Consider the following 24,282-nt stretch of genomic DNA (forward strand, 5'->3'; position numbering starts at 1 on the left):
CCGCATGTCCTCGACTCTATCCGCCATTGCCGAGCGCTACCGCGACCAGCGATTGCTGATCGTCGGCCTCGGCGCATCCGGTACGTCGGCGCTGCGCTATTTGGCCGCGGCCGGCGCGCATCTGGTGGTCTGTGACTCGCGCTTGGCGCCCGCCGGCATCGATGCGCTGCGCAGTGCGTATCCAAACGTGGAATTCCGTCTTGGCAGCTTTGATGCACTGCCGCCCTTGGAGCAGTTCGCCGAGGCGATCGTATCGCCGGGCGTATCGCTGGACGAGCCGCTGGTACGTGCATTGACCGCTGCCGGCGTGCCGGTGATCGGTGACATCGAGTTGTTTGCGCGCGCCGCCAACGCACCGGTGATTGGCATCACCGGCTCCAACGGCAAGAGCACGGTGACGACCTTGGTCGGCCACATGGCCAGCGCCGGCGGACTGCGTGTGCGCGTCGGTGGCAATCTGGGCACGCCGGCACTCGACCTGCTGACCGACGATGCCGAGCTTTACGTGCTGGAGCTGTCGAGCTTCCAGCTGGAAACGACCTACAACTTGGCCTTGGTCGCGGCAGCCAATCTGAATCTGTCGCAAGACCACTTGGACCGCCACGGCACGATGGATCACTACGCCGCGGTCAAGGCACGCATCTTTGCGCATTGCCAACATGCAGTGGTCAATCGCAATGACCCGCTGGTGATGCGCCATGCGCCGCGCCATGCGATCAGCTTCGGCGTCGATTCGTCGGGCGACTACGGCATCAACGCCGAGCAGCAACTGGTTCATCGCGGCGTCGCTGTGATGCCGGTGAGTGAATTGAAGATTCAGGGCTTGCATAACGCGGTCAACGCACTGGCGGCGCTGGCACTGGCCGACGCGGCCGGTATCGCGCGCAGTGGCAGCTTGCAGGCTTTGATCGAGTTCCGCGGTCTGCCGCATCGCTGTGCGCTGGTCGCCGAAATCGCCGGCGTGAGCTACTTGGATGATTCCAAGGGCACCAATGTCGGCGCGACGCTGGCTGCGCTGCAGGGCCTGGACGGTCCGATCGTCTGGATCGGTGGCGGGCAAGGCAAGGGACAAGACTTTGCGCCACTGGCGCCGCTGCTGGCCGACAAAGGCCGCGCGGCGATCGTGTTCGGTGCCGACGCCGATGCGATCGAACGTGCGCTGACCGGGGCGCTACCGGTGCATCGCGTCGGCGATCTGCACGCAGCGGTCACGCTGGCGCATCGCCTGGCAATGGCCGGTGACCGCGTGCTGTTGTCGCCGGCTTGCGCCAGCCTCGACCAGTTCCGCAGTTATGTGGAGCGCGGTCAGCGCTTTGCTCAATACGTCGGGGGCCTGACGGCATGAACCTCGCCGCATTGACATCGCAGTCGCTGCCACGCGCGCGTGTCGGGCTCGACGGGCCGATGTGCGCTGGCATCGCGCTGCTGCTGTGCTGGGGCCTGGTCATGGTGGCGTCGGCATCGGTGGCGCAGGCCGAGAAGATGACCGGCGCGCCGTTCTATTACTTCTGGCGCCAGCTGATCTTCGTCGGCATCGGCGGCGTGATGGCGTTCGGCGCCTATCTGGTGCCGATGCATGTCTGGGAGCGCAAGAGCGCGACGATCATGTTCGTTGCGCTGCTGCTGCTGATTCTGGTGCTGATCCCGGGGATCGGTATCAAGGTCAACGCCGCACGTCGCTGGATCGACATCAAGGTGATCCGCATCCAGCCGTCTGAACTGGCGCGTCTGGCGCTGATCGTCTACCTGGCCAGCTACATCGTGCGCCGTCAGGCGCGCCTGCAAAACCAGTGGCGCGGCTTGTTGCTGCCGTTCCTGCCGCTGCTGATTGCGGGTGCACTGCTGATTCTCGAGCCCGATTTCGGCGCCACGGTGATCCTGCTGACGGTGGCGTTCGTAATGCTGTTTCTCGGCGGCGCCAAGCTCTGGCATCTGCTGGTGCTGATGGTGACCGGCGGCGGTCTGCTGACGATCATCGCCTTCGCCGAGGCGTATCGCGTACGCCGCATGATGAGCTTCACCGACCCCTTCGCCGACATCAATCGCAGCGGCTGGCAGTTGGCCAACTCGTTGATCGCCGTCGGTCGCGGCGAGTGGACCGGCGTCGGCTTGGGCAACAGCATCCAGAAGCTGCTGTATCTGCCCGAAATGCACACCGACTTCATCTTCGCGATCCTCGCCGAAGAATTCGGCCTGCTCGGCGTGCTGATCTTGTTGTCGCTGTTTGCGCTGGTGGTCTGGCGCGGCTTCGTCATTGGTGGCGCCGCCGAGCGTGCCAACGAACGCTTCAAGGCCTACGTCTGCTATGGCCTGTCGACCTGGCTGGGCTTGCAGGCGCTGATCAACATGGCGGTCAACATGGGTGCGCTGCCAACCAAGGGGCTGACGCTGCCGTTGATCAGCTATGGCGGTGCATCGCTGGTCTGCGTACTGGTGATGCTGGCGCTGATCCTGCGCGTCGACTACGAGAACCGTCTGAATGCCAGCGGCGGCGCAACGCGCTCGCGCGATTTCCCGGTGACCTCGCCATCGATGCTGCGCAGCGGAGGCCGGGCATGAGGATTGTCGTCATGGCGGGTGGCACCGGTGGGCATGTGTTTCCTGCATTGGCGGTGGCCGACGAACTGCGCGCGCGCGGTCACGACGTGACGTGGATCGGTGCGCCGGATTCGTTCGAGCAGCGCACTGTGGTGCCGCATGGCTTTGAGATCGACACGATTCCGGTTCGCGGTCTGCGCGGCAAGGGACTGCGCGCACTGCTGAGCGCGCCGCTGCTGCTGTGGCGCTCGGTACGCGAGGCGCGCGGCATCTTGCAGCGTCGCCGTCCGCATGTGGTGCTCGGCATGGGCGGATTCGCCGCAGGCCCTGGCGGATTGGCCGCGCGGCTGATGCGGATTCCGTTGGTCGTGCACGAGCAGAACGCGGCGCCGGGTTTGACCAACCGCGCGTTGTCCTTGCTGGCGAGCAAGGTGCTTGAAGCGTTTCCAAAGACCTTCCGCCATGCGACGACCGTGGGCAATCCGGTGCGTTCGGCGATCGCGGAATTGCCGGCACCGGCCGAGCGTGCGGCAGCCCGCGCCGCCGATAGTCGCGACCCGGTGCGCTTGCTGATTCTCGGCGGCAGCCAAGGCGCGCGCGCGCTCAACGAACTGGTGCCGGCCGCGCTGGCGCTGCTGCCCGAAACCGCGCGTCCGCTGATCCGCCATCAGGCTGGTCGCACTTACGATCTGGCTCGCGCTGCCTACGCCAATGCTGGCGTGATGGCGCGCATCGAAAGTTTCATCGACGACATGCCGTCGGCCTACGGCTGGGCCGATCTGGTCGTGTGCCGTGCCGGCGCCTCGACGATTGCCGAACTGTGCGCCGCAGGCTGCGCATCGGTGTTGGTGCCGTTCCCATTCGCCGTCGACGACCACCAGACCGCGAACGCGCGGCATCTGGCCGACGACGGCGCGGCCGTGTTGATGCAGGAACGTGATCTGGACCCCGAGCGGCTCGCGGCGCTATTGCGCGACTTGCTGGCCGATCGCGCCAAGTTGCTGCGGATGGCGCAGATCGCACGGACCAAGGCCTGGCCGCGCGCGACGCGCGAAATCGCAGCCGAAGTGCTGACCGCCGGAGGGCAATCATGGTGAACGGCATCGTCGGTAACGCAACCGCCGAATCGCATCCCGCAACGCCGGCGCGGATGCGCCGCGTACGCCGCGTGCACATGCTCGGCATCGGCGGCAGCGGCATGGCCGGTATCGCCGAAGTGCTGATCAATCTCGGCTACACGGTGTCGGGTACCGACCTCAAGCACAGCGCGGCCACGCAGCGTCTCGCCGATCTCGGTGCGCAGATTTTTCTCGGCCACGATGCGGCCAATACGGTCGGTGCCGACGTCGTCGTGTGCTCGACGGCGGTCAAGGCCGGCAATCCCGAAATCGAGTACGCGCACGCGCACCGGATTCCGGTGGTGCGCCGTGCCGAGATGCTGGCCGAGCTGATGCGCTTCCGCTACGGCATCGCGATCGCCGGCACGCATGGCAAGACGACGACGACCAGCTTGGTCGCCGCGGTGCTCGCCGAAGGCGGGCTCGACCCGACGTTCGTGATCGGTGGCAAGGTCAAGAGTGCAGGCACCAATGCGCGGCTCGGCGCCGGGCACTACCTGGTCGCCGAAGCCGACGAGAGCGACGCGTCGTTCCTGCATCTGTCGCCGGTGATCGCGGCCGTCACCAACATCGACGCCGATCATCTGGAAACCTACGGCGGCGACTTCAACCGCTTGAAGGCGACGTTCATCGAGTTCCTGCACCGGCTGCCGTTCTACGGACTGACGGTGCTGTGCGTCGATGATCCGGTGATCCGCGAGTTGATTGCCGATATCGGCCGGCCGGCGCGCACCTATGGCCTGCATGCCGACGCCGACGTGCGCGCCGAGAACGTCCGTCCGGTCGGCAGCGGCAGCGACTTCACGCTGGTGACGCAGGACGCATCCGGCGTCGACATCCGGGCCGAGCTGCATCTGAACCTGCCGGGCTTGCACAACGTGCAGAACGCACTGGCAGCGGTCGCGATCGGCCTCGAACTGGGCGTCGATGTCGACTCGATCCGCAAGGCATTTCTGGAATTCCAGGGCATCGGCCGGCGCTGCGAGCCGCATGGCGCGATCGCATTGCCGCGCGGCGGGCGCGCCTGGCTGGTCGACGATTACGGCCATCATCCGCGCGAGATCGCTGCGACGTTCCAGGCGATGCGCGCCGCGCATCCGGACAAGCGGCTTGTGGTCGCCTTCCAGCCGCATCGCTACACGCGTACGCGCGATTTGTTTGACGACTTCTGCCGGATCTTGTCCGACGCCGATGCGCTGCTGCTGACCGAGGTCTACGCCGCAGGCGAAGAGCCGATCGCCAATGCCGACAGCCGCAGCTTGGCGCGCTGCATCCGCTCGCGCGGCAAGGTCGAGCCGGTGTTCGTCAAGACCGTGGCAGAGCTGCCCGAGGCGCTGTCGAGCATGCTGCAGGACGGTGACTTGCTACTGGGCCTGGGCGCTGGCGACATCGGCGGCCTGCCGGCGACCTTGCTCAAGGCCTTTGGAGCCGCGTCATGAGCGCCGCGCATCGCCGCAGCACCGTGCGCGGCTTGCTCAAGTACGACGAGCCAATGGCTGCGCACACCAGCTGGCGTGTCGGTGGCCCGGCCGATCGTTACTTCGAGCCGGCCGACCGCGACGATCTGCTGGCCTTCATCGCCGGCTTGCCGGCGCGTGAGCCGCTGACCTGGGTCGGCTTGGGCAGCAATCTGCTGGTGCGTGACGGTGGTGTGCGCGGCACCGTGATCGGCCTGCACGGCGCACTTGACGGCCTGGCGGCGGCCGGTGAACACGAGATCTATGCCGAAGCCGGCGTGCACTGCGCGCGCTTGGCCAAGTATGCGCAGACGCAGCGCCGTGCCGGACTGGGCTTCATGGCCGGCATTCCGGGCACGGTCGGCGGCGCGCTGGCGATGAATGCCGGCGCTTGGGGCGGCGAAACCTGGGCTCAGGTGGTGGCGGTCGAAGTCGTCGGCCGCGACGGCCATGCGCAATGGCGCGACCCGGCTGATTTTCACGCGCGCTATCGGCACGTCGAGTTGCCGGCGGGCGTGATTGGATTTTTAGGCGCGCGCTTCCGCGTGGGCGCCGACGAACACGGCGAGCACGAACGCGTCACCCGCGAGTGGCTGGCGCGTCGCAAGGCCACGCAGCCGGTCGGCAAGCCGACGGCAGGCAGCACGTTCCGCAATCCGCCGGGCGATCACGCTGCCCGGCTGATCGAGGCTTGCGGCTTGAAGGGGCTGCGCATCGGTGGTGCCGAAGTCTCGACGATGCACGCCAACTTCATCGTCACGGACGACGCAGCGCGCGCCGCCGATGTCGAAGCGCTGATCGAGCAGGTGCGTGACCGCGTCCACGCCCAGACCGGTGTCGAGTTGCAGCCGGAAGTGAAAATCATCGGAGTACCCGCATGAGCCGCGTCGACGACCCGCGCGCGTTTGGAAAAGTGGCCGTGCTGATGGGCGGCTGGTCGGCTGAGCGCCAAGTGGCGCTGTGGAGTGGCGACGCTGTGCATCGCGCGCTGTGCGCGCGCGGCGTCGACGCTCACGCCGTCGACCTGACGCCGGATCGACTGTTCCAGCTCAAGGCCGAAGGCTTCGACCGCGCGTTCAACGTGCTGCACGGCACCGGCGGCGAAGACGGACGTGTGCAGGCGGTGCTGGAGCTGCTCGACGTGCCGGTGACCGGCAGCGGCGTGCTCGCGTCGGCACTGGCGATGGACAAGCTGCGCACCAAGCGGATCTGGCAGGTCGAAGGGCTGCCGACGCCCGGTTGGCGCGTGCTGCGCAGCGAGGCTGACGCCTTGGCGGCAGCCGACGCACTGGGCTTGCCGCTGATCGTCAAGCCGTCGGAAGAGGGCAGCAGCGTCGGCATCAGCAAGGTCAAGCAGCGCGATCAACTCGCAGCGGCGTATCAGCTGGCGCGTGGCGAGCGGGGTCGGGTGGTGATGGCCGAGCAGTTCATCGGCGGCGGTCGTTATGGCCAGGAATTCACCTGCGCGATTCTCGACGGTAGCGCGCTGCCGACGATCCGCATCGTGCCGCCCGGCGAGTTCTACGACTACGACGCCAAGTACCTGTCCGACGACACGCGTTACCACTGCCCCAGCGGCCTGCCGGCCGATCTGGAAGCCGAGATCCAGGCGCTGTGCCTGCGCGCGTTCGAAGCCCTGGGTGCCAGCGGTTGGGGTCGCGTGGATTTTCTGCTCGACGGCGACGACCGCCCCTGGCTGCTCGAAGCCAATCTGGTCCCCGGCATGACCTCCCATTCGCTGGTGCCGATGGCGGCCGCCGCCGTCGGCTTGAGCTTCGAGGATCTGTGCTGGCGGATTCTCGAAACCACGGTTCTTGTTCATTCGTCTGCTACTTCGGAGGTCGACCATGCCGGTCACCACGTTTGATCGCGCGCCGCGTGCGCTGCCGGCGATGCCGCTGGCGGCCCCGCTGAGCCTGCGCCTGTCGCCGCACCTGTTCCGCGTGGGACTGGGGCTGCTGTTGCTGGTGCTGCTGGTGGCTGCACTGCGCTGGCAGCAGCCGATGCTCAACCAGCTGCAGGTCGAGGGTCGCTTCCAGCGGGTCACGCCCGAGTCGGTGCGCCGGGTTTCGGCGATGCGGCTGGCCCAGGGTTTTTTCAGCGTTGATCTGGCGCAGATCCGGCAAGATGTCGCCGAGCTGCCTTGGGTGCAGCGTGCCCGCGTCGAGCGCGTCTGGCCGGCCGGCGTGCTGATCCGCGTCTGGGAGCGCGAGCCGTTTGCACGCTGGAACGATGCGGCACTGCTCGATACGCAGTCGGCGTCGTTCACGCCCGAGGCTGATGACCTGCAGGACCCGAAGCTGGCCACGCTGCCGCGCTTGGGCGGCACGCCCGGCAACGAGAAGCTGGTCAGCGACACCTATCGGCAGATGGCCGACGCGCTGGCGGGTTCGCCGCTGGCGCTGGCCGGCTTGCAGCTCGATGCCCGTGGTGAATGGACGGCCCAGACCCGTCGCGGCATCGAGCTGCGGCTTGGGCCGGGCAACGCGGCCGACAAGCTGCCGGTGCTGCGCGGCGCGCTGCCGGCAGCGCTCGGCGAACGGCTGGGCGAAGTCGCCTACGTCGACCTTCGCTACACCAATGGTTTTGCGATCGGCTGGGCGGCGCGCAACCGCACCGACGCGGCAGGATCGGCCGCATCGTCACCGGGGCGTGCATCGGCACGTTCCGCGACTGACAACGGAGGACTTTAGGATGGTCAAGCGCGAAGCGCGCAATCTGCTCGTCGGTCTGGACATCGGCACGTCCAAGATCGTCTGCGTCGTCGGCGAGGTGATGCCCGAGGGCCATATCGAGATCGTCGGGCTGGGTACGCACCCGTCGCGCGGTCTCAAGCGCGGTGTCGTCGTCAACATCGACGCCACCACGCAGTCGATCCGCCGCGCCGTGGAAGAGGCCGAACTGATGGCCGGCTGCCGCGCGCAGTCGGTCTACGTCGGCATCTCCGGCACGCACATCAAGAGCCATAACTCGGTCGGCGTCGTGCCGGTACGCAATCGCGAGGTCAGCGAGAAGGACGTCGAGTCGGTCATCGAAGGCGGCCGTGCGATGGCCATTCCAGCCGACCAGAAAGTGCTGCACGTCGTGCCGCAGGAATTCGTCGTCGACGGACAGGAAGGCATCCAGGAGCCGGTCGGCATGTTCGGCGTACGGCTCGAAGCCCGCGTCCACATCGTCACCGGCTCGGTGTCGGCAGCCCAGAACCTGCAGAAATGCGTTGAGAGCTGCGGCTTGCACGTCGACAAGCTGTGCCTGAACCACCTCGCCAGCGCCTACGCGGTGCTGCAGCAGGACGAGCGCGAGCTGGGCATCGCGATGATCGACATCGGCGGCGGCACCAGCGACATCGCCGTGTTCAAGGGCGGCTCGGTGCGGCACACCGCCGTGTTGCCGGTGGCCGGCGAACAGGTCACCAACGACATCAGCGTGGCCTTCCGCACCCCGACCCAGGCCGCTGAGGACATCAAGCTCAAGTACGGCTGCGCGCTGCCGCAGCTGATTGCGTTCGACGAGGAGATCGAAGTCCCCAGCGTCGGCGAGAACCCGCCGCGGCGGCTGTCGCGGCTGACGCTGTCGGAAGTGATCCGCCCGCGCTACGAGGAGCTGTTCCGGCTGCTGCGCAAGGAGCTGCACCGCAGCGACTGGTACGACCAGATCGCCGGCGGCGTCGTGCTCACTGGCGGCGGTTGCTACCTGCCGGGCGTGCAGGAACTGGCCGAAGAGGTGTTCGAGCTGCCGGTGCGTCTGGGCCTGCCGCAGAACATCAGCGGCGTGCGCGACGTGACCCGTAACCCCGCCTACGCCAGTGCGGTCGGCCTGCTGGCCTATGGCCGCCAGTTCCAGCCGCCGCGCGAGTCACGTAGCGAAGGCGGTGCGGGTTACTGGATTGAACGTGTAAGTCAGTGGTTTAAGGGCAATTTTTAGCCCGATCAATAGAAAACTCTAGGTAAAACAGGAAGGTTGGGACGGTTCCGGCGAAGTCGCGCGAAGTGTTATTAAGTGTTGCATTCGGTGCTGCTTCTGGGCAGACTAAATAACAGCAAACACTGCATATTTGTCGATTTATCGTCACAACCTGCATTGGTTTTTTTGGATTGTTGCAAAGCGATGGAGGTTCACCATGGCAGGAAGAATGAACGAGCTGTACGAGATTGTTGACGGCCAGCCGATGGATGCCGTGATCCGCGTCATCGGGGTCGGCGGCGGTGGTTGCAACTCCGTCAACGAAATGGTCGCGGCCAAGATCGACGGCATCGAGCTGTTTGCCGCCAACACCGATCGCAAGCACCTGGAAAAGTGCAAGACGACCAATATCGTCCAGCTCGGCGCCAGCCTGACGCGTGGACTTGGCGCCGGCTCCAATCCTGAGAAGGGCCGTGCCGCTGCACTCGAAAGCAAGGACCTGATCCGCGAGCTGCTCGAAGGCACCGACCTGCTGTTCCTGACCGCCGGCATGGGCGGCGGCACCGGCACCGGCGCCGCTCCGGTGATCGCCGAGATCGCCAAGGAAATGGGCATCCTGACCGTCGCCGTCGTGACCAAGCCCTACAGCTTTGAGTCCGGCAAGCGGATGGAAGTCGCCCGGCGCGGCATCGAAGAGCTGCAGAAGCATGTCGACTCGCTGATCGTCATCCCCAACGAAAAGCTCCAGCTGGTGCTGCCGGAAGACATGACCGTCACCGAGTGCCACAAGAAGGCCGACGAAGTGCTGATGAACGCGGTCCAGGGCATCAGCGGCCTGATCACCAACCCGGGTGAAATCAACGTCGACTTCGCCGACGTGCAGACCGTGATGAGCAATCGCGGTATGGCAATGATGGGTCTGGGCACCGCCAGCGGCGAAGGCCGTGCCGAGCGTGCGGTCGAAGCGGCGCTGTCCTGCCCGCTGCTCGACGACATCGAGCTCAACGGTGCCCGCGGCATCCTGGTCACGCTGACCCACGGCGGCTCGCTGACGCGCAAGGAACTGCAGTTGGTCAACGAGCGCGTCTCGACGATCGGCAGTGACGATGCCGACATGAAGTTCGGCGTGTCGATCGACCCGGCGATGGGCGACGAGCTGCGCGTCACCGTCGTCGCCACCGGCTTGACGATGCGTCCGGCCGCCGCGCTGCAGCCGGCGGTCCATGCGTCGCCGAAGGTCGCGCCGTTCGTGCGTCCCGACACCAGCAGCGTGCCGACGCTGACCGGCGTGCCGCAGCGCAGCCGCGCCGAGCCGACGATGGGCGGTATCGGTGGTAGCGCCGCCGCTGCCGCTAAGCCGATGCCGTCGTACCTGCAGTCGCTGGACTACAACGAAGACCTGCTCGACATCCCGACGTTCCTGCGCCAGCAGGCCGACTGACGACGCACTCGTGAGGTTGGGCGTGCGGCATCGGCGCCCAACCTACGCCGCGGTACGGCGTGCCGGGGCCGCGTGATAAGCTGCCGGCTACTACAGTTTCTGATGCGGTCGTGCCCGTTCGCTTTGCTCGAGTGCCTCCGCCTGGTCGGGAAGCATGAACAGAATGGTCAAGCAACGTACCCTGCAGAAAGCCGTGCGCGCCACCGGCATCGGTCTGCACTCCGGGCAGAAAGTCTTTATGTCGATGCTGCCGGCCGCTCCCGATACCGGCATCGTATTCCGCCGCATCGATCTGTCGCCTCCCGTCGAGGTCCGCGCCCAAGCCGACCTGATCCGCGAAACCACGCTGTCGAGCACGCTGGTTCAAGGTGAGACGCGTGTCGCCACGGTCGAGCATCTGATGTCGGCGCTGGCCGGCATGGGCATCGACAACTGCTATATCGAGCTGTCGTCGCCCGAAATTCCGATCATGGACGGCAGTTCCAGCCCGTTCGTGTACCTGATCCAGTCGGCCGGCATCCACGAGCAGGACGCGGCCAAGCGCTTCATCCGGATCAAGCAGCCGGTCCAAGTTCAGGACGGCGACAAGTTCGCCCGCTTCGAGCCGTTCGACGGCTTCCGCCTGAGCTTCTCGATCGAGTTCAAGCACCCGGTGTTCAAGACGGCCCGGCAGAGCGCGGTGGTCGATTTTTCGACGACGTCGTATGTGCGCGAAGTGTCGCGAGCGCGCACGTTCGGGTTCATGCGCGAACTTGACCAGCTTCGCGCGCACAACCTCGGCTTGGGCGCGAGCCTGGACAACGTCGTCGCCCTCGACGAATACCGCGTCATGAATCAGGAAGGCCTGCGCTTCGAGGACGAGTTCGTCCGTCACAAGATTCTCGACGCGGTCGGCGATCTGTATCTGTGCGGCCACAGCCTGATCGGCGCGTATACCGCATACAAGTCGGGCCATGCGCTGAACAACAAGCTGCTTCGCGCCTTGCTCGCCGACGAGTCGGCCTGGGAATTCGTCAGCTTCGACAGCGACCGCGCCGAGCCGCCGATCGCCTACGTCCGCGGCGCGCTCGCGCACGCTTGATGCGATAAAAGCCTTATTTAAACTTCTTTATTGAAGCAATCGTCACAAGGCACCGGGTTTTTCCCGGTTGCCTAGCGTTGTTCCCCCTGCGTATATTCGGGCTGAAGGCTTCAGCGGCCAGTCAGTTTCGGCCGCACCTTCGTCTCCAGCTTCGTGCACGGAAGTCGAAGCTGTTCGCGCATGTAGTCCAAAAGCGCTTGCTGTCGATATCGCAGTGGGACCAGAGCCGCCGCATTCGTGGCGAACAGCACCGCCGTGTCGCCCCGGATGTTGGCGAGCCGGATCGACTGGAACCAAGGCTCTGACGTCCACCGCCTTAAAGCGACATCCAGAGCGGCGATCCGCTCGGCGTGACCAATCAGGTCGCGCAAGGGACTGGCTTGCGCTCGCAACTGCGTCAGCAGGGGCCGGGCGTCGTCTTGCATGAGGGTTGAAGCTTCAATGGATATTATTGTGGTCAGCTACAAACGGGGACGAACCTGGCGCCTGAAGCTGGCGCCAGAGAATATCCTCGCATGGTTGCCCGTCGTATTGGTCGTGGCCGCGGTCTGCTCGGTGTCGTTTCTGGCCGGCTACGCCAGCCGCGACGAGGGCTCGGTGATGCCGGCCAGCCTGGTCAAGACGTGGTCGCGCGAGGTTCAAGCCCAGAAGGCCGAGCTGGCCCAAGCTCGCACCACGGTTCAGGAAAACGCCCAGGCTTTTTCGCGCCGCATCGCGCGGCTGCAGTCCCACATCATCCGTCTCGATGCGGCCGGGCAGCGGCTCACCGAAATCGCGGGCCTTGAGGCCGGCGAATTCGACTTCAGCTCGGCACCGCCGATGGGTGGCCCGGAAATCCCGCTGGCCGCGCAAGCGTTTTCTGGCGACCCGGTGATGCAATCCCTCGACCTGTTCGAGCGTCGTCTCGCAGCGCGCGAGCGCCAAATGCAGGTTCTTGAAGATCTGCTGCTCGCCAGTCGGCTGCAGAAGCAGGTGCGGCCATCCGGCTGGCCGATCGAAAACGGTTACATCTCGTCGGTGTTCGGCGCACGTAGCGACCCGTTCGACGGTCGCGTCGCGATGCATCAGGGCATCGACTTTGCCGGGCCGGTCGGCGCCGAAGTCGTGGCCGTCGCAGCGGGCATCGTCACCGATGCCGGCGATCGTGAGCATGAGGGCTACGGCAAGCTGGTCGAGATCAATCACGGCAACGGTTACGTGACCCGCTACGGCCACAATTCGAGCATCGCGGTCAAAGTGGGCGACCGGGTGATCAAGGGGCAGCCGATCGCCAAGATCGGGAGCACCGGCCGGTCCACTGGCCCACACGTGCATTTCGAAGTGCTGCTGAACGGCCAGGTGGTCAATCCGTCGCGCTACATCGAAGCAGCGCGCTGACACCCGCGCGCCCGGCATCGGCCCTTGAACGGCCGCACGAACGGCCCCATTGCCAGTGCATAATAGGGAGCTAGGGCAGCTGGATCGCTGTTTTGACGCCCGTTTGCTGCCCCTGCCTTCTCGCTGCCGCGTCCGCAGCCACATGGATCAAGAAACCCTATGCTGAATACCTGGCTTGCTCGCGTTTTCGGGAGCCGGAATCAACGCATCATCAGCGGCTTGCAGTCGGTGGTGAAATCGGTGGCCGCACTGGAGCCGAAAATGGCGGCCCTCAGTGACGAGGCGCTGGCGGCGCAGACCGACCGCTTGCGTGAGCGCCTGGCCAAGGGCGAGTCGCTCAACGCGATCCGTGCCGAAGCATTCGCCACCGTGCGCGAAGCCGGCAAGCGCGTCATGGGCATGCGCCACTTCGACGTGCAGTTGATCGGTGGCGCCGTGCTCAACGACGGCAAGATCGCCGAAATGCGCACTGGCGAAGGCAAGACGCTGATGGCGACGCTGCCGGCGTACTTGAACGCGCTGACCGGCAAGGGCGTCCACGTGGTCACCGTCAACGACTACCTGGCCCGCCGTGACTCGGAATGGATGGGGCGCATCTTCCGCTTCCTGGGCATGAGCGTCGGTGTCGTCGTGCCGGGGCAGAGTCCTGCCGAAAAGCGGGCGGCCTACGCGGCCGACATCACCTACGCCACGAACAACGAGCTGGGCTTCGATTACCTGCGCGACAACATGGCGTTCTCGCGCGGCGACAAGGTCCAGCGCGGCCAGCATTACGCGATCATCGACGAAGTCGACTCGATCCTGATCGACGAAGCGCGCACGCCGCTGATCATCAGCGGCCCCACCGACGACGACCCCGAGCTGTACCGCAAGATCAACGCGATCATTCCGCGCTTGAAGCGGCAGCAGGACGAAGAAGGCGAAGGCGACTTCTGGGCAGACGAAAAGTCCAAGCAAGTCCACCTGTCCGAGCAGGGCCACGAGAGCGTCGAGAATGCGATGCGCGCAGCCGGCCTGCTCGGCGACGACGACAGTCTGTACGACGCGTCGAACATCGTGCTGATGCATCACTTGAACGCGCTGTTGCGCGCTCACAACCTGTATCGGCGCGACGTCGAGTACATCGTCCGCGGCGGCCAGGTCGTCATCATCGACGAGTTCACCGGGCGCATGATGGCCGGGCGCCGTTGGAGCGACGGCCTGCATCAGGCGATCGAGGCCAAGGAAGGGGTGACGATCCAGCAGGAAAACCAGACGCTGGCGTCGATCACGTTCCAGAACTACTTCCGGCTCTACGAAAAGCTGTCCGGCATGACCGGCACGGCCGATACCGAAGCCTACGAATTCCAGAACATCTACAACCTCGAAGTCGTCGTGATCCCGACCAATCGGCCGATGATCCGCGTCGATCGCGGCGACCAGGTGTTCATGACCGCCGAAGAAAAGTTCGACGCGGTGATCCACGACATCAAGGAAGCGCACGCCAAGGGTCAGCCGGTGCTGGTCGGTACGGCGAGCATCGAAACCAGCGAGCTGTTGTCGGGTTTGCTGAAGAAGGAAGGCATCGTCCACGAAGTGCTCAACGCCAAGCAGCACGAGCGCGAAGCTGACATCGTGGCGCAGGCCGGTCGCAAAGGCGCGGTCACGATCGCCACCAACATGGCCGGCCGTGGTACCGACATCGTCCTCGGCGGTTCGCTGGAAGCCACGCTGCATGCGATTCCGGCCGATGACGTCGATGCGCGCGCAGCGGCCAAGGCCGAGTGGCAGCAGCGCCACGAAGAGGTGCTCAAGTCGGGCGGTTTGCTGGTGATCGGCTCCGAGCGTCACGAATCACGGCGCATCGACAACCAGCTGCGCGGCCGTTCGGGCCGCCAGGGCGATCCGGGTGCGACGCGCTTCTATCTGTCGCTCGACGACCAGCTGATGCGCATCTTCACGCCGCAGCGGATGCGCAACATGCTCAAGAGCATGGGCATGGAAAAGGGCGAGGCGATCGAGCATCGCTGGGTGACGCGCGCGATCGAAACCGCGCAGCGCAAGGTTGAAGCGCACAACTTCGACATCCGCAAAAACCTGCTCGAATACGACAACGTCGCCAACGACCAGCGCAAGGCGGTCTACGAACTGCGCGACGAGCTGATGAGCGCCGAGCGCGTCACGCCGATGATCGACGACATCCGTGGCGACGTCGTGCAGGCGGTCATCGATGCGCACATCCCGCCGCAGTCGATCGAAGACATGTGGAACGTGCCCGGCCTTGAAGAAGCGCTGCGCCGCGACTTTGCGCTGTCGCTGCCGGTTAAGGACTGGCTCGAAAACGAGAAGGACCTCGACGAGAAAGGGCTGCGCCGGCGCATCGCCGACGAGCTGGCCAAGGCCTACGCCGACAAGAAGGAACGCATCGGCGCCAACGTGCTCGAGCACTTCGAGAAGGCCGTGTCGCTGCAGGTGCTCGACAACTTTTGGCGCGAGCATCTGGCGTCGATGGACTACCTGCGCCAGGGCATCCACTTGCGCGGCTATGCGCAGAAGGATCCGAAGCAGGAGTACAAGCGCGAAGCGTTCACGATGTTCAACGACATGCTGGCGCGCTTCAAGCACGAAGTGATCTCGATGCTGGCGCGCGTGCAGATCCAGACAGAGGCCGAAGTGGCCGCGATGGAAGAGCAGCGCCGCCAGCAGGAAGCGCGTCCGCTGCAGTTCCAGCATGACGCGGCGCCCGAGGCGCTGGCCGAAGAGCCGGTCGCACCGCCGCCGCCACCACCGGCTGCCGCTGCCCCTCGGCCGTTGCCGCCCGCCGCACCGGCGGCGCCGCGCCCCGAGACGTTCATCCGCGACCAGCAGAAAGTCGGCCGCAACGACCCTTGCCCCTGCGGATCGGGCAAGAAGTTCAAGAACTGCCACGGCGCGCTGGCCTGATGAGCCGGCGCTGCTGCTGACGCAGGCCGGCGCCGCTCGACGCATCGATCGCCATGCAGCTGACCTCGCTGCTGATCTATCCGGTCAAATCCTGCGCACCGCTGTATCCGCAGCAGGCTGATGTCGAGCGGCGCGGGCTGGCTCATGACCGGCGCTGGCTGATCGTCGATGCCGGCGCCCGCTTCATCACCGGACGCGAACAACCGCGCTTGGTGCTGATCCGCGCCGAGCCGACGCCGCAAGGCCTGCTGCTGCGCGCGCCCGGCATGCCCGACCTGTTCGTGATGCCGCCGCAGGGCGGCGAACGACTGACCGTCGACATCTGGCGCAGCCGCGTCAGCGCCGCACTGGCGCCCGATGACGCGCATCGCTGGGTGTCGCGCTTCCTGCGCTCCGATTGCCGCCTGGTCTACATGGACGCCGCGGCCGCGCGCGCCGTCGACCCGGACCACGCCCAGCCCGGCGACGAAGTCAGCTTTGCCGACGCCTACCCGCTGCTGCTGATCGGCCAGGCGTCGCTCGACGCGCTCAATGCCCGGCTGGTGATGCCGGTGCCGATGCTGCGCTTCCGTCCGAACCTGGTCATCGACGGCGCCCCGCCGCATGCCGAGGACGGCTGGCGGCGGCTGCGCATCGGCGCCGTCGAGTTCGAACTGGTCAAGCCCTGCGTCCGCTGCGGTTTTACGACCGTCGTGCCCGAAACCGGCGCCTTCGACCCCAGCGGTGAACCCCTGCGCACGCTGGCGGGCTATCGCCGAAGCACGCGCGGCGTCACCTTTGGCATGAACGTGATCGCGCGCAGCGCCGGCCGCTTGCGCATCGGCGACCCGGTCGAGTTGCTGCGCTGAGGTACACGGCCTCGACGGCGCCCTCCGTCGCCAGTGACTGCGCCTTCAGTCGTCGATTCAAGTTATGCAGCGTCCAAGCCGACAAGCTGTTCGTAATCACTGAAGTCCTAAGTGAACGACGCAACACGGAGTCGACCATGAACACGCTGCTGCATGCCCCGCTCAACGAACTGAATCTCGAAACCCGTACCGACAGCGGCTCGCCCTACACGGTCAAGCTGGCGATCGCCGAACAGCCGGTCAAGCCGTCGCGCAAGGCGCTGCATCGCGTCAGCGTCGAGCTGCTGCGCGACGGCCGCCCGGTCGACGACGCCGATGTCGCCGTCGGCTTCCATCCGCTGCACGCACAAGCGGCGCAGCCGGTGTATTCGCTGAGCGAGCTGGTGCTGGCGCCGCACCACCGCGCCGACCTGCGCGGCCATTTCGACACCGCCGTGGCGCTGCAGGCTGGCGACTATCGCGTCGACGTGACGATCAACCACGAAAGCCACGCAGGCTTTGTGATCCACATGTAGCCGAGCGATCCGCTGCTGACGCAGCGGACCGTGTTGCGGCTATTCCCGCGACAGGATGATGTACACCGCGTGGATGATGCCGGGGATGTAGCCCAGCAGCGTCAGCAGAATGTTGATCCAGAACTGCAGGCCGATGCCGACCTGCAGAAACACGCCCAGCGGGGGCAGCAGAATCGCCAGCAGGATGCGGATGACGTCCATGGTCGTTCACGTTCTCGGCTTGTGGTCAGGCTGACAAGGTAACGCGAAACCGCGTGCTGGACGATCGATCCGGCTGCCTTTCGATCGCTCAGCTCGCCGGCTTGCGCGGCTCGACTTTCGCCGCCCGCGCACCGCATGAAGCTGCCGCCGCTACCGCCCCATCGGCGGACGGCGCAGGTCCAGTGTGTACGGGTAGTCCGGGTTCGGGGCTTCGTCTTGCGGCCAGTACGTTTGCGGGGTGTGGCCGTAAGGGGCGAAGCGCGACAGGCGGCGGGCTTCGGCTTCGTAGCTGTTGACCGGGAAGGTTTCGTAGCTGCGGCCGGCGGGGTGCATCACGTGGTAGGTGCAGCCGGCCAGCGCGCGCTTGTTCCAGTCGTCGTACAGGTCGAACACCAGCGGCGTGTGCACGCCGATCGTCGGGTGCAGGCAAGACGCGGGCTGCCAGGCGCGGTAGCGCAGGCCGGCGACGAATTCGTCGCGGACGCCGGTTTCGCGCAGCGGCAGCTTGCGGCCGCCGACGGTCACGAAGTGGCGGCCCGGGGTCAGGCCGCGTGCCTTGATCTGCATCCGCTCGAGTGACGAGTCGACGTAGCGCGACGTGCCGCCGATAGCGGCTTCTTCGCCGAGCACCGGCCACGGCTCCAGCGCGTGGCGCAGTTCCAGCTCGATGCCTTCGTGCAGCAGCACGCCGTGCAGCGGGAAGCGGAATTCAAAGTGCGGCAGGAACCATTCGTCCTTGAACGCAAAGCCGGCACCGCGCAGATCGCCGAGCACTTCCTTCAGGTCCTGCCAGCAGTAATGCGGCAGCATGAACTGGTCATGCAGGCGTGTGCCCCAGCGCGTCAGCGGGCGCGTGTACGGCTTGTTCCAGAACCAGGCGATCAGCGCGCGCAGCATCAGCTGCTGCGTGAGGCTCATCCGCGGATGCGGCGGCATTTCGAACGCGCGGAATTCGACCAGGCCGAGGCGGCCGGTCGGGCCGTCGGGCGAGTACAGCTTGTCGATCGAGATTTCGGTGCGGTGCGTGTTGCCGGTCACGTCGACCAGCAGGTTGCGCATGATGCGGTCGATCAGCCACAGCGGTACTTGCTGGCCCGGCGGCGGCAGCTGCGACAGCGCGATCTCCAGCTCGTACAGGATGTTGTCCTGCGCTTCGTCGACGCGCGGATGCTGCGACGTGCTGCCGATGAACAAGCCGCTGAAGAAGTAGCTCAGCGCCGGGTGGTTCTGCCAGTAGCGCACCAGCGAGCCGAGCAGGTCGGGACGGCGCAGGAACGGCGAGTCGGCCGGCGTGGCGCCGCCGACGACAAAGTGATTGCCGCCGCCGCTGCCGACTGCGCGGCCGTCGATCAGGTATTTCTCGGTGGCCAACCGCGCCAGTCGCGCTTCTTCGTAGACCGTCAGCGTGATCTCGCGCAGCTCCTGCCAGCTGTGCGCTGGATGGATGTTGACCTCGATCACGCCGGGGTCGGGCGTGACCTTGAGCACGTTGATGCGGCTGTCGGCCGGCGGTGAGTAGCCTTCGATACGCACCGGCGCATCGAGTTCGGCGGCCACGTCTTCGACGGCGGTGATGATCTCCAGATAGTCCTCGACGCCGGACGTCGGCGGCATGAACACGCACAGGAAGCCGTCACGCGGCTCCACCGTCAGCGCGGTACGCACGTTGCCGCCTTGCAGATAGGCGCCGCGCCGCGCGGGCTCGGGCTGGTCGCGCTCGGCGATCAGCTTTTGCTGGCGTTCGCGGCGACGCTTTTCCTGCTCGGTGATCGGCGCTTGCAGGAACGGCTGACGGCGGATGTCGACGTCGTCGAGCGGGTCGACCTGACGCATCGGGTCGTACGGAATCACGTGCGGATACTGCGAGGCCGGGATCCAGGGCAGTGAATCGAGCGGCAAGCGGAAGCCGACCGGCGAATCGCCGGGGATCAGGTACATGCGGCCGCCGCGAAAACTCCAGCGCTCGCTGATCCAGGCGCGGCTTTGCCAGCGCTGCACCGGCAGCACGTAGCCCTTGGGCTGGTCGAGCCCGCGCGAGAACGTGCGCGCGATGCGGGCGCGCTCTTCCGGGTCTTTGAGCTTGTTGTCGTCGGCGCTGACGTTGTCGGGCAGCCGGCCTTCGCGGTGCAGGTAGTAGAACGCGTCCTCGTAGGCGGGCAGCGCGTTGTCCGGGTCGACTTCGAGCCGCTGCGCCAGCCCGCGGATCAGCTCCCGCGCCAGCAGCGGCGTGGCCTTGGCCGAGCCCTCGGACAGGTCGGTGCGGACGATCGGCTTGCCGTCGCCGCGCCAGTACAGCGCATACGCCCAGCGCGGCAGCTGCTCGCCGGGGTACCACTTGCCCTGGCCGTAGGTCAGCAGGCCGTTGGGCGCAAAGCGGTCACGCAGACGCCGGATCAGTGTATTGGCCAAGCCCTGCTTCATCGGCCCGACCGCAGCGGTGTTCCATTCGGCGCCCTGGCGATCGTCGATCGAGATGAACGTCGGCTCGCCGCCCATCGTCAGACGCACGTCGCCGCTGACCAGCGTCTGATCGACGGCCTGGCCCAGCGTGTCGATCGCGGCCCACTGGTCTTCGGTGTACGGCTTGGTGACGCGCGCGGTCTCAACCAGCCGGGTCACTTTCATCTCGTGGCCGAACTCGGTGTCGAGCTCGTCGTCTTCGTCCTTTTTCAGGAAGCTCATCGAGCCCGAGATCGGCGCTGCGCTGCTCGGTTCGGGCGTGGCGCACAGCGGAATGTGGCCTTCGCCGGTCAGCAGGCCGGACGTCGGGTCCAGGCCGATCCAGCCGGCGCCCGGCAGATACACCTCGCACCAGGCGTGCAGGTCGGTGAAGTCGACTTCGGTGCCGCTGGGGCCGTCCAGCGATTTGACGTCGGGCGTCAGCTGCACCAAATAGCCCGAGCAGAAGCGCGCGGCCAGGCCCAGGTGGCGCATCGTCTGCACCAGCAGCCAAGCCGAGTCGCGACACGATCCCGACCCCAGGTCCAGCGTTTCTTCGGGCGTCTGCACGCCCGGCTCCATCCGGATCAGGTACTTCACGGTCTGCTGGATGCGCGTGTTCAGGCCGACGATGAAGTCGACCGTGCGCAGCGGCGACAGATCGATCGACTCGACAAACGCCTTGAAGCGCGGCGTCAGCTCGTCTTTGCGCAAGTACGGCTTGAGTTCGTCCTTCAGCGTGTCGGAATACGCGAATGGAAACTCTTCGGCCTCGGGCTCGACGAAGAAGTCGAACGGGTTGTAGACGGCCATGTCGGCCACCAGGTCAACCGTAACCTTGAACTGGTCGACCGTGTCCGGAAACACCACGCGCGCCAGCCAGTTCGAGAACGCGTCCTGCTGCCAGTTCAGGAAGTGCGGCTCGGGCTCGATCTTCAGCGAGTAGCTCATGACGCGGGTGCGCGAATGCGGCGCCGGGCGCAGACGGATGATCTGCGGGGACAACGTGACCTGACGGTCGTAGCGATAGAACGTCTGGTGAAACAGCGCAGCGTGGAGGGTCATAGGGTCGCGGTCGGCCTTGAGGCAGGCGGCGGGGACGTGCCCTGCCGCGGGGTTCGCTGATGTGCGCAGAAGCGTAAGCAAGAATTGTCGCAGATCGAAGGCGCCCCGACCGGATATCCCTCAGGGAGCGGCGCCGGCCGGTGGCTAGACTAGCGGCCACCCGGCGCCGTCATCGGCGCGCCCAGCGAGCCCGCCATGTCGGTATTTGCGCACCCCGAGTTCGACGCCCACGAAATCGTCGCCTTCCACCACGACCGCGCCAGCGGCCTGAAGGCGATCATCGCCGTCCATGACACCCAGCTTGGCCAGGGCCTGGGCGGCTGCCGGATGTTCCCGTACGCCACCGACGACGATGCGCTGACCGACGTGCTGCGGCTGTCGCGCGGCATGACCTACAAGGCCGCGCTGGCCGGTCTGCGCCAGGGCGGCGGCAAGAGCGTGATCATCGGCGACCCGCGCGCCGCCAAGACACCGGAGCTGATCGACGCGATGGGCCGCTTCGTCGAGCGCCTCGGCGGCCAGTACGTCGTCGCCGAAGATTCGGGCACCAGCGTTGCCGACATCCGTCGCATGGCCGCGTTCACACGCCACGTCGGCGGGCTGGCCGATGCCGCATCGACCGCTGCCGGCCGTACCGGCGATCCATCGCCTGCAACCGCGCTCGGCGTGTTCTACGGCTTGCGCGCCGCAGTGCGCCATCAGCTCGGCCGCGACGATCTGCGCGGCTTGCGCGTGGCGATCCAGGGCGTCGGCAACGTCGGCCATCGGCTCGCCGGGCATCTGCATGCAGCTGGCGCCGAGCTATGGGTCACCGACGCGTATGCACCGTCGGTGGACCGCTGCGTCGCGGCCTATGGCGCGCGCGCGGTGGCGATGAACGAAATCTACGGCTTGGATGTCGACGTGTTTGCGCCGTGTGCGCTCGGCGCCGTGCTCAACGACCGCACGATCCCGCTGCTGCAGGCGCGCGTGATCGCCGGTGCCGCGAACAACCAGCTGGCCGAGCCGCGGCACGATCATGTGCTGATGGAGCGCGGCATCCTGTATGCGCCGGACTACGTGATCAATGCCGGCGGCATCATCGACATCTACTACGAAGGCGAGCACTACGATGCAGCGGTCGTCGACGCGCATCTGCAGCGGATCGGCACGACGCTGGCCGCGATCTTCCAGCGCAGCGCCGCCGAGCATCGTCCGACCGGCAGCATCGCCGACAAGATGGCCGAAGAGATCTTCCGCCGCCGCTGAGCGCTACTGCGACAGCGTCACCGACTCCGAATCCTGCTCGGACAGCTGCACGCTTGCGGTCGCCAAGAAGCTGATCGCATCGCTGACGGTCGGATTGTCGCCGTCGGCGTTGCAGGTCAGCGCCAGCGTATAGCGCCCCGCCTTCAGCGCAGCGAACTGATACGAGAACGACGCGGCGTCGTCGTTGACGACGATATCGGCCGACGCCACCGGGCTGCCGCCGGTGTCCTGCAAGTAATCGCGTGGGGATACGTTGGCGCCGCTGTAGGCGTATACCGCTGCGCCTTCGCCCAGTGCGCGGCCTTGGCGGCAGTTGCTGCTGCGCATCAGCTCGGCGTCGACGCTGCCGGTGATGCTGCCGCTGCGCTGCGTGTCGACCACCCGCATGACAGGTTGCAGGCTGTAATGGCCGTTCACCGTGGTCGACGGATACAGCGAGAAGCGCGTTTCGAGGATCACTTGCTGCTCGGCGCTGTCGTCTTCGCCCAGTTCGATGTCGATGTCGGCAAAGCTGGCGTTGCCGATCACGTCGATCGGGTAGCTCGCGCCGCTGGCGGTGACCAGCGTCGAGCCGCTGTCGGCAAAGCGCAGTCGCAGCCCGGTATAGCGTCCCTGCGCCAGACGGGCCTCGTCGACCAGCCGTACCGAATCGCCGTCGATGTAGTCGAGCACGTCGACGGTATCGTCATCGCCGTCGCGATCCAACTCATGATTGCTGCCGTCCTCGTCGAGCAGATCCACGCCGTCGATCGCCAGATTCACTTCGTCGGTGCTGCCGTGGCCCGACGCGGCCAGATCGACGCTGACGCGCGCCTCGCAGCCAGTCAGCAGTGCCAGCAGCGCGGCGGCCAGGGCGCTGTCTCGCAAACGCTCAATCGCGGTTGGCATACGCATGCACCATGACCGTTTCGTCCAGGGTTTCGTCGTCGATGACGATCGACGCGGTGACTTCGAAATCGCCGTCGATATCGAACGTCGTCACTTCACCGGCATCGTCGCTGCCGCCATTGACGGTGCCCAGGCTGCTGTCGCTGCTGCTCCAGCTGACGTGGCGGGTCACCGGCATCTCCAGGCCGTCTTCGAATCGTCCGAGCACCTGCAGCTGACCGGTATCGGGATAGGTGATCGACAGGTCGTCGGGCGTCAGCGTGATCGCGCGCAGCGGCGTGTTACGCACCTGCCATTGCTTGCTGTCGAGCTTCCGGTCGAGCGCGTCGATCGACAGCCGCAGCGCACCGCTGCCAGCGCGGTCTTGAGCGGTGACGTACCACGCATCCTCGCCGAGTGTTGCGCTCAGGTAGTCGTCGTCGATCGCATCGAGCGAGGTCTGCGTGGTGATGTTCTGCCGCGGCGCGCTGGTATCGGCAAATCCAGCCGTCACCTGAAACGCTTCGGAGAAACCATAGGGCAGTTCCGTAGCGTCACCGCGCTCGACGTAGTCCATCTGCAGCGTCGTGACCGGCGAGATACGAAACTGGGTCGAGACTTCGCGATCGCATTCCGGCAGCCGCGTGACCAAGCGCAGCGCCGCGCCGTCGGTGCTCGAATTGGCGTGCACCAGGCCGCTGGCGTCGTCGACGTAAGCCTGGGCCGTTGCCGGGTCGAATCGCCAGACGCCGCTGCTGCTGATGTCCTGCTCCGGCTGGCCTTGGCGGATCACGGCTTTCAGCGCGAAGGCTTGGTCCAGCCCGGCGCCGATATCGGTCAGCGGGTTGTCGATACGCAAGTCGTACAAGGGCTCGACATCGACGGTGATCGACGCCTGGAAGTCCAGATACGCCGCTGAAATCGTCGCCGCGCCGGGGCGTAGCGCGATCAGCGTGCCGGCGCTGTACTGATGGCCATCGGGGCTGGGCGTGACGCCGTCGCTGACCACGACGATCGACGGGTTCTGCGACGTCCATTGCACGCGGTCGTTGTAGGTGCCGGTGTTGGTACCACTGTCGGAGGTGAACACGACGTAGGCGTTGAGCTGCACCGTCGTGCACTCCGACATGTTGGCCGACGCCTGCTCGCCATCGAGGCCGAGATACAGCTGCGTCGGCCGGCTGCCTTCACCGACATTGACCGAGCAGGCGCACAGCAGCGCCGTACTGCCCGATAGCAAACGGGAAAACCTCATGAATAAA

The 24,282-nt window shown here is 66.1% G+C and carries 20 protein-coding genes; 15 read left to right on the forward strand and 5 right to left on the reverse strand.

The window, feature by feature from the left end:
- The first annotated feature begins 4 nt into the window (after positions 1-4).
- The 10 genes from murD (at position 5) to lpxC (ending at position 11,538) form a co-directional block, all read left to right on the forward strand.
- A complete protein-coding gene (gene murD, locus BUB09_RS14325; RefSeq protein ID WP_072898614.1) occupies positions 5-1,345 on the forward strand; it encodes a UDP-N-acetylmuramoyl-L-alanine--D-glutamate ligase in 1,341 nt (446 codons plus the stop codon).
- On the forward strand, positions 1,342-2,559 hold the full coding sequence (gene ftsW, locus BUB09_RS14330; protein WP_072898615.1) for a putative lipid II flippase FtsW: 1,218 nt from the start codon (positions 1,342-1,344) through the stop codon (positions 2,557-2,559). The genes murD and ftsW overlap by 4 nt, the downstream gene beginning before the upstream one ends.
- A complete protein-coding gene (gene murG / locus BUB09_RS14335) occupies positions 2,556-3,635 on the forward strand; it encodes an undecaprenyldiphospho-muramoylpentapeptide beta-N-acetylglucosaminyltransferase (protein WP_072898617.1) in 1,080 nt (359 codons plus the stop codon). Before ftsW ends, murG begins: the two co-directional genes overlap by 4 nt.
- Positions 3,629-5,095 carry a UDP-N-acetylmuramate--L-alanine ligase gene (gene murC / locus BUB09_RS14340; protein WP_366486485.1) on the forward strand — a complete coding sequence of 489 codons (1,467 nt, stop codon included), beginning with the start codon at positions 3,629-3,631 and terminating at the stop codon, positions 5,093-5,095. The genes murG and murC overlap by 7 nt, the downstream gene beginning before the upstream one ends.
- On the forward strand, positions 5,092-5,994 hold the full coding sequence (murB, locus tag BUB09_RS14345; protein WP_072898619.1) for a UDP-N-acetylmuramate dehydrogenase: 903 nt from the start codon (positions 5,092-5,094) through the stop codon (positions 5,992-5,994). Before murC ends, murB begins: the two co-directional genes overlap by 4 nt.
- On the forward strand, positions 5,991-6,980 hold the full coding sequence (locus BUB09_RS14350) for a D-alanine--D-alanine ligase (protein WP_072898621.1): 990 nt from the start codon (positions 5,991-5,993) through the stop codon (positions 6,978-6,980). Before murB ends, BUB09_RS14350 begins: the two co-directional genes overlap by 4 nt.
- A complete protein-coding gene (locus BUB09_RS14355; protein WP_072898623.1) occupies positions 6,961-7,806 on the forward strand; it encodes a cell division protein FtsQ/DivIB in 846 nt (281 codons plus the stop codon). The genes BUB09_RS14350 and BUB09_RS14355 overlap by 20 nt, the downstream gene beginning before the upstream one ends.
- 1 nt (position 7,807) lies before the next feature.
- Positions 7,808-9,037, forward strand: a complete 1,230-nt coding sequence (gene ftsA, locus BUB09_RS14360) for a cell division protein FtsA (RefSeq protein ID WP_072898624.1) — start codon at positions 7,808-7,810, stop codon at positions 9,035-9,037.
- 196 nt (positions 9,038-9,233) lie between these two features.
- Complete coding sequence (gene ftsZ / locus BUB09_RS14365) at positions 9,234-10,457, forward strand: cell division protein FtsZ (protein ID WP_084083463.1); 1,224 nt, start codon at positions 9,234-9,236, stop codon at positions 10,455-10,457.
- Positions 10,458-10,620: 163 nt separating this feature from the next.
- Positions 10,621-11,538: a UDP-3-O-acyl-N-acetylglucosamine deacetylase gene (gene lpxC, locus BUB09_RS14370; RefSeq protein ID WP_072898626.1), complete on the forward strand. Its 918-nt coding sequence runs from the start codon at positions 10,621-10,623 to the stop codon at positions 11,536-11,538.
- A gap of 110 nt (positions 11,539-11,648) precedes the next feature.
- Here the strand turns inward: lpxC and BUB09_RS14375 are convergent, their stop codons facing one another.
- A complete protein-coding gene (locus tag BUB09_RS14375) occupies positions 11,649-11,963 on the reverse strand; it encodes a hypothetical protein (protein ID WP_072898628.1) in 315 nt (104 codons plus the stop codon).
- A gap of 16 nt (positions 11,964-11,979) precedes the next feature.
- Between BUB09_RS14375 and BUB09_RS14380 the strand changes: the two genes are divergently transcribed.
- From BUB09_RS14380 to BUB09_RS14395, 4 genes are all read left to right on the forward strand, one after another.
- On the forward strand, positions 11,980-12,915 hold the full coding sequence (locus tag BUB09_RS14380) for a M23 family metallopeptidase (RefSeq protein ID WP_072898630.1): 936 nt from the start codon (positions 11,980-11,982) through the stop codon (positions 12,913-12,915).
- 159 nt (positions 12,916-13,074) lie between these two features.
- On the forward strand, positions 13,075-15,837 hold the full coding sequence (gene secA / locus BUB09_RS14385) for a preprotein translocase subunit SecA (protein ID WP_072898632.1): 2,763 nt from the start codon (positions 13,075-13,077) through the stop codon (positions 15,835-15,837).
- A 53-nt stretch (positions 15,838-15,890) separates the two neighbouring features.
- On the forward strand, positions 15,891-16,685 hold the full coding sequence (locus tag BUB09_RS14390) for an MOSC domain-containing protein (RefSeq protein WP_072898634.1): 795 nt from the start codon (positions 15,891-15,893) through the stop codon (positions 16,683-16,685).
- Positions 16,686-16,822: 137 nt separating this feature from the next.
- On the forward strand, positions 16,823-17,200 hold the full coding sequence (locus tag BUB09_RS14395) for a hypothetical protein (protein WP_072898636.1): 378 nt from the start codon (positions 16,823-16,825) through the stop codon (positions 17,198-17,200).
- A 39-nt stretch (positions 17,201-17,239) separates the two neighbouring features.
- Here BUB09_RS14395 and BUB09_RS14400 read toward each other — a convergent pair whose 3' ends face one another.
- Both BUB09_RS14400 and BUB09_RS14405 read right to left on the reverse strand, forming a co-directional pair.
- Complete coding sequence (locus BUB09_RS14400; protein WP_072898638.1) at positions 17,240-17,401, reverse strand: YqaE/Pmp3 family membrane protein; 162 nt, start codon at positions 17,399-17,401, stop codon at positions 17,240-17,242.
- A gap of 150 nt (positions 17,402-17,551) precedes the next feature.
- Positions 17,552-20,905, reverse strand: coding sequence for a transglutaminase family protein (locus BUB09_RS14405; protein ID WP_072898640.1), 3,354 nt, complete (start codon positions 20,903-20,905; stop codon positions 17,552-17,554).
- Positions 20,906-21,100: 195 nt separating this feature from the next.
- On the opposite strand from BUB09_RS14405, the gene BUB09_RS14410 reads away from it, so the two are divergent.
- Positions 21,101-22,153 (forward strand): Leu/Phe/Val dehydrogenase, encoded by a 1,053-nt coding sequence (locus BUB09_RS14410; RefSeq protein ID WP_072898642.1) that lies wholly within the window; start codon positions 21,101-21,103, stop codon positions 22,151-22,153.
- Positions 22,154-22,156: 3 nt separating this feature from the next.
- On the opposite strand, the gene BUB09_RS14415 is transcribed toward BUB09_RS14410, so the two are convergent.
- Entirely contained in the window at positions 22,157-23,041 is an 885-nt protein-coding gene (locus tag BUB09_RS14415) for a DUF4382 domain-containing protein (RefSeq protein WP_175550214.1), read from the reverse strand.
- Positions 23,025-24,275, reverse strand: coding sequence for a hypothetical protein (locus BUB09_RS14420; RefSeq protein ID WP_139250301.1), 1,251 nt, complete (start codon positions 24,273-24,275; stop codon positions 23,025-23,027). Before BUB09_RS14420 ends, BUB09_RS14415 begins: the two co-directional genes overlap by 17 nt.
- Positions 24,276-24,282: the final 7 nt, after the last annotated feature.

It is taken from the genome of Hydrocarboniphaga daqingensis, assembly GCF_900129825.1.
GTDB lineage: Bacteria > Pseudomonadota > Gammaproteobacteria > Nevskiales > Nevskiaceae > Hydrocarboniphaga > Hydrocarboniphaga daqingensis.